At 45.1% G+C, this 4,616-nt stretch carries 10 protein-coding genes; 4 read left to right on the top strand and 6 right to left on the bottom strand.

Going from position 1 to position 4,616, the window contains the following annotated elements; translation table 11 throughout:
- From HMPREF3119_RS14330 to HMPREF3119_RS14310, 6 genes are all read right to left on the bottom strand, one after another.
- Nucleotides 1–1,020: phage integrase Arm DNA-binding domain-containing protein (locus HMPREF3119_RS14330; protein ID WP_070580171.1), on the bottom strand; the 1,020-nt coding region annotated here is incomplete at its 3' end.
- Entirely contained in the window at nucleotides 1,001–1,243 is a 243-nt protein-coding gene (locus HMPREF3119_RS18875; RefSeq protein WP_071997735.1) for an excisionase, read from the bottom strand. The genes HMPREF3119_RS18875 and HMPREF3119_RS14330, both read right to left, overlap by 20 nt.
- 62 nt (nucleotides 1,244–1,305) lie before the next feature.
- Nucleotides 1,306–1,533 carry a hypothetical protein gene (locus HMPREF3119_RS14325; RefSeq protein WP_070580093.1) on the bottom strand — a complete coding sequence of 76 codons (228 nt, stop codon included), beginning with the start codon at nucleotides 1,531–1,533 and terminating at the stop codon, nucleotides 1,306–1,308.
- 150 nt (nucleotides 1,534–1,683) lie between these two features.
- A complete protein-coding gene (locus HMPREF3119_RS14320) occupies nucleotides 1,684–1,911 on the bottom strand; it encodes a hypothetical protein (protein ID WP_139144851.1) in 228 nt (75 codons plus the stop codon).
- A 111-nt stretch (nucleotides 1,912–2,022) separates the two neighbouring features.
- Nucleotides 2,023–2,235: a hypothetical protein gene (locus HMPREF3119_RS14315; protein ID WP_070580089.1), complete on the bottom strand. Its 213-nt coding sequence runs from the start codon at nucleotides 2,233–2,235 to the stop codon at nucleotides 2,023–2,025.
- A 341-nt stretch (nucleotides 2,236–2,576) separates the two neighbouring features.
- Nucleotides 2,577–3,239 carry a helix-turn-helix domain-containing protein gene (locus HMPREF3119_RS14310; RefSeq protein WP_083297284.1) on the bottom strand — a complete coding sequence of 221 codons (663 nt, stop codon included), beginning with the start codon at nucleotides 3,237–3,239 and terminating at the stop codon, nucleotides 2,577–2,579.
- Nucleotides 3,240–3,278: 39 nt separating this feature from the next.
- Here HMPREF3119_RS14310 and HMPREF3119_RS14305 point away from each other — a divergent pair, with 39 nt between their 5' ends.
- The 4 genes from HMPREF3119_RS14305 to HMPREF3119_RS14295 all read left to right on the top strand — a co-directional run bounded on the left by HMPREF3119_RS14305 (nucleotide 3,279) and on the right by HMPREF3119_RS14295 (nucleotide 4,482).
- A complete protein-coding gene (locus HMPREF3119_RS14305) occupies nucleotides 3,279–3,509 on the top strand; it encodes a helix-turn-helix domain-containing protein (protein WP_070580087.1) in 231 nt (76 codons plus the stop codon).
- Between the two features lie 57 nt (nucleotides 3,510–3,566).
- The gene (locus HMPREF3119_RS14300; protein WP_070580085.1) at nucleotides 3,567–4,031 is read left to right on the top strand and encodes a YmfL family putative regulatory protein; all 465 of its coding nucleotides are present in this window, start codon (nucleotides 3,567–3,569) and stop codon (nucleotides 4,029–4,031) included.
- Between the two features lie 63 nt (nucleotides 4,032–4,094).
- On the top strand, nucleotides 4,095–4,295 hold the full coding sequence (locus HMPREF3119_RS19180; protein ID WP_139144850.1) for a hypothetical protein: 201 nt from the start codon (nucleotides 4,095–4,097) through the stop codon (nucleotides 4,293–4,295).
- Nucleotides 4,288–4,482: a DUF4222 domain-containing protein gene (locus HMPREF3119_RS14295; RefSeq protein WP_070580083.1), complete on the top strand. Its 195-nt coding sequence runs from the start codon at nucleotides 4,288–4,290 to the stop codon at nucleotides 4,480–4,482. The genes HMPREF3119_RS19180 and HMPREF3119_RS14295 overlap by 8 nt, the downstream gene beginning before the upstream one ends.
- Nucleotides 4,483–4,616: the final 134 nt, after the last annotated feature.

The raw sequence follows: 4,616 nt of genomic DNA, 5'->3' as shown, positions 1-4,616 counted from the left end.
GTATAAACGCTCCGATAATGACCGCATTTCGTGAAATGTCGCTGGTGTACCTTCTCCCCAGTTGATATCTGCTTTATCCCTGGCTTTTTTAAAGTTGGTGGTCAGGGTATTTGCGGTTACCTGTCCACCGGGTTGTGACTGTGATGTGTTTCGCGTGTAGTGGACTAAATATTTGCTGACATACAGATCTCGGCATCCGGCAATCACATCCCGTAGGCTGATATTGAGTGCCTGACATCTGAGGGATAGGGGGATAGCAAGCCGCGTTCCGGTTTTTTGCTGGATGACATGCAGGTGGTCATCCCATATATCACGGAATTTCATTTCTGAAATATCTCCGAGGCGTTGTCCGGTAACAACAGCCAGCAACATGGCGTTTCCGAGATATTTATGGTCCTTACAGGCGATATCATAAATTTTCCGCCATTCTTCCAGACTAAGTCGTTGCCGGGTGACCTTTCGCCGTGGTTGCTTTGTAGCGAGAGCCGGGTTATATCCGGGCGGAACTTCACCGGCATGCTGTGCCTCTTTGAATACATCAATCAATACCGAACGGATAACCTGAGCCATCCGGTGCTGACCACTGGCCTTATATTGCTCCAGAATATCGGCAATATCGCGGGCATCGACTGCCGGTAATGGTTTTTGTGACAACGCATGACGCATCAGTGCTACAGGTTTCTGTTTTTGCTTAAAGGTATTCTGTTTTATTTCACCGTCTGCCAGACGTTCCGCCTGGATTTTCTGGTACCGATCCAGCCAAGTATTAACCGTGATTTCTTTGCCTTTTATTTTCGCCATCCGATCACTGATCGCCATTACCTGACGGCTTCGCTGTTCAGCCAGCCGCAGATTAGCTTCAACCGCAATTATTTTGGCCTCTTTCTCATTGTCACCGAGATAATGGAATTTCCCGGTGACAGGATGTCTGTAGCGCCAGTACACTTTGCTGGTTTTCCTGCTGAAAAACGGGTACAGGTTGGGGATAGTGATATTATTTTTACGGGGTCTGGCAGCCATCAGTTAAAATCCTTTGCAGCCTGGGATTATCACTTTTGCTGATCACCGGTGAGATTAAATTACCGACGAGTTCGGCATCTTCTCTCACGCGCCAAATACCACCTTCTTTCTGTGCCGGTGGGAAAAACAGACCACATCGGGCGTACCGCTGTAATGTTCCCAGTTTAGGCGGGCGGCTCCTGTACCGGTCTTCTGCCCATTCATCCAAAGTTAACATTTTCATAGTCATACTCTGCACATCACCGTATACGATTAAGACTGTTCAGATATAAGAAGAGCGTAGTCTTAGTGAATATTTCTTTTTTTAATGGTGTCTTTTATTGCTTTTTTTACAGCCTCTGTAGTCGTCCCTTCGCTGGCAATATGTTCACCGATTTTTTCTAAAAAAGAGGCTATATAAGGCGCATTTTCAGGTATGTTGAATTCCTTACTTACTTCAACATTAATGCAGGGCGCTTCATTTAAACTCACTGTAATATTAATCTTAACACTTGGGTTATCCTGTTTTGACATAGACAGTTCCTTATTAGTGATAATAATTTTATATCGTATTAATTTATTTTTTCCCGGTGCGGGGCAGCAATAATTCCGCCGGATAAACGGAATAAAATAATTTTTTAACCGGCTGTAATGTATTTAATTTCTGGTTATTGACAGTATAGTTTACTGAGCATTTTCAGATGCAATTGCCTGATACATATCTGTAAATCCATTTCTTATCAATGTGATGACTTTCAGGGATGGCTCTTTATCATCCGGACTTATTTCCTCCAAAAAATCGACAGCGATTTCCTGAATATTTCTTGGCAGCTGACTAAAGTCCATTGCGTCTGTCTCCTCAATAGAATTTGTTATTGGCGGTTTAAAAAATTGCGGCTGGCAGATGGACATTATCATCGCTCCTCCGTTTTAAGGTTCAGAGCTGCACAGCCGCGAACAAGGGATTACACCGTTATTATTTTGTCGCCTTACTCTTCACACAGTTATTCAGATACGCAGCCGTTACTGCGGTTGTACTGTTAAAGCACAGAAGTCTTCCCATCTGGCGATGTCTTCATCGAGGCGGGCCATAGTGCGCTCGTGGTCACGTATCTCTCTTTGGCGCTCAGCACGGAGTGATTGCAGTTTTTGAAGCGCCCAGGCTTTTTCAGTGATCCACGCCGCAACTTCGTCTGCTGACATGTTGTTGGTGGTGATGATTGGTTCGACTTGCATTTGGCTACCTCATTTTTTCACCTGAGATAAATATAGCAATGGGTATTTAATATAGCAATAAGTATTTTATTTATTGGTAGGTAATTTAGTGTAACCAAATGAATTAAAACAAAAAAAATACAAAATAACGAAATTTAATACTCTATGCTATCACGAGGGGAGGCGGAATTTTCTTGCAATATAACGCTAGATGTTTAAAGTATATCTATATAGCTGTATATTTATACAGTTATATGATCCGGTGTTATATTCGAGAGGAATGGGACAATGGTGATGGTGCTAATGAGATGCGGAGTTGGTAAGTATGAAAAGGTTTTTACTGATGACAAGAAAGCCTCTGATTATCTTCTGAAGTCTCGGATAAGAAATACCACCACACCGAGGAATTCTGCGGCAGATAGGTCAACTAATGGAACGCGCGGATCGTCAACTGAGAGAAATCCATGCTCACCACCGTCAAGAAACTTATAAGCAGAAATATTCTCACCCACTTTTGCGATAACTAAATCACCTGTTCCTGGTGATATTTCGTAATCGGTTATAGCTATGCTTCCGGATGAGACATCAGAACAGCCTGTATTGCGGTTTATAATGTAGGCTCGGTATGAAGAAAGTGGCTTTCCGACAGGTGAGAGCACGAAATCTTCAGTTTTCCCTTTCTCGTTCCAAACAGGAATATTCAGTGACTTATCAATTTGATATGGCGACTCTTTATTCGGGCTGCTCATTTCTCCAACCCCGTTTGCAAGCCAGTCTATATTGACTGCAAGCGCATTCGCGATATCCACCAATTTCACCGATCCTTTGGCTTTTCCGTTCACCAATCGCCAGATAGTGGGTTGAGCGACGCCAGATGCCTCCGCTAAAGAAGCCTGAGTCATGTCACCTCGGATTTTCATAGCCTCTTTGAGGCGCTCTGCAAGTGTGCTTTTCATGTACGCGAATTTATAGCCATGAGTATTTAATTGCAAACACGAATTGCTATTGAATGAGTTAATACTCATTGCTATTATTTCCTCGTAATTATACGAATGAGGTTAAACATGAAAAATAAAGCGATCCAAAAGGCAATCAGTATCGCTGGCGGACAACAGAAACTCGCCACGTTATGTGGTGTCAGCCAGCCGACAGTATGGCGTTGGCTTCATGGTGGCGGTATTGATGCCAGATTCGTGATGTTGATCGTTAAAGCTACTAACAATGAAGTCTCTCCTCTAGATATTCGCCCCGATTTAACCGACTTAATGGCGATGCATCGACCGCAGACAGAATAAGAATACATGGTGACCATGAAGGACATAACTACAACCCAATCTGAAAGTGAGTAGGCAATGAAAAACCAATCCCTGAAAGAAGTTGTAAGAGAGATGTGCAGTCTGGTCCCCGGAGGACGTGATGCAATGGCCGGTTCCCTTGGCCTGTCCCTGACGTCATTCAATAACCGGTTTTATGAGAAAAACGGCTGCCGGTTCTTTGATCACCATGACCTGATGGTGATGCAGGAAGTCTCCGGAACTGTGCTGTATGCCGAATATGTTGCGGCGGAGTCCGGAATGCTGCTGGTGGACAGCCCGAAAAAAAGTGAAATCGGCCGTACTGACTTATACGAAAAGAGCGTCAGGGCATCCGTTATGCGCGGGGCTGTGGACCTGTGTATCAGTAAGGCTATTGAGGACGGAGAAATCACAACAGGAGAAGCGGATGCAATACGGACTACACACTACAGAGACATGCAGGCCAGAACAGACGAGGTTGAATCCACGATTATTTTATTTACCCGGACTCAGAAAGGGTGAAGCCGGGAGTATACGGCTCCCGGCTTCGATCGCGCCATATCAATTGTGTGAAGAGATAAACGCATGAGCAGATTAACTCATTCAATACCGGAAAGGCAATTCAAATGCATTGTTACCGGCAGTGAACCACTTCGTTATGTGGAAAGCATACCGGGTGGCGGTACAGCCGACAACTACCGGAAAAAACCGGAAATGGTAGACCGGCAAAAGGTGGAGGCCAGCTGGTCGCAGTTTTATTACCGCAGCGGAGGTCAGAATGCCTGAAGAAACAGCTGACAATCTGAACCGGTATTACACCGATAAGCGGGGACGGAAAGTTCACGTTATCCGGTACGGCCGGGAGAACAGCCGGGTGATTTTCATGCGTGACGGTTATGAGCACCCGCGCTTTGAACCGCTGAAAATCTTTCAGGAACGGTATACACGCTGTCCGGATGAGGTGAAACCATGAGCATGATTTTAACTGCACGGGCTTTGCAGATAAAAACAGGCAACCCGCTGCGAAAACTGGTACTGGTCAAACTGGCGGACAATGCCAACGACCAGGGGGAATCATGGCCGTCTGTGCCGTACATTGCTGAGCAG

The sequence above is a fragment of the Morganella sp. HMSC11D09 genome (genome assembly GCF_001807955.1).
GTDB lineage: Bacteria > Pseudomonadota > Gammaproteobacteria > Enterobacterales > Enterobacteriaceae > Morganella > Morganella morganii.
The sequence above is the reverse complement of the archived record's forward strand: the minus strand, read 5'-3'. Positions and strand labels throughout refer to the sequence as shown.

Excerpts from the sequence above, each read along its gene's own strand:
- HMPREF3119_RS18875 (WP_071997735.1), bottom strand. The coding sequence starts at position 1,243 with ATGAAAATGTTAACTTTGGATGAATGGGCAGAAGACCGGTACAGGAGC.
- HMPREF3119_RS14325 (WP_070580093.1), bottom strand. The coding sequence starts at position 1,533 with ATGTCAAAACAGGATAACCCAAGTGTTAAGATTAATATTACAGTGAGT.
- HMPREF3119_RS14320 (WP_139144851.1), bottom strand. The coding sequence starts at position 1,911 with ATGTCCATCTGCCAGCCGCAATTTTTTAAACCGCCAATAACAAATTCT.
- HMPREF3119_RS14315 (WP_070580089.1), bottom strand. The coding sequence starts at position 2,235 with ATGCAAGTCGAACCAATCATCACCACCAACAACATGTCAGCAGACGAA.
- HMPREF3119_RS14310 (WP_083297284.1), bottom strand. The coding sequence starts at position 3,239 with ATGAGTATTAACTCATTCAATAGCAATTCGTGTTTGCAATTAAATACT.
- HMPREF3119_RS14305 (WP_070580087.1), top strand. The coding sequence starts at position 3,279 with ATGAAAAATAAAGCGATCCAAAAGGCAATCAGTATCGCTGGCGGACAA.
- HMPREF3119_RS14300 (WP_070580085.1), top strand. The coding sequence starts at position 3,567 with ATGAAAAACCAATCCCTGAAAGAAGTTGTAAGAGAGATGTGCAGTCTG.
- HMPREF3119_RS19180 (WP_139144850.1), top strand. The coding sequence starts at position 4,095 with ATGAGCAGATTAACTCATTCAATACCGGAAAGGCAATTCAAATGCATT.
- HMPREF3119_RS14295 (WP_070580083.1), top strand. The coding sequence starts at position 4,288 with ATGCCTGAAGAAACAGCTGACAATCTGAACCGGTATTACACCGATAAG.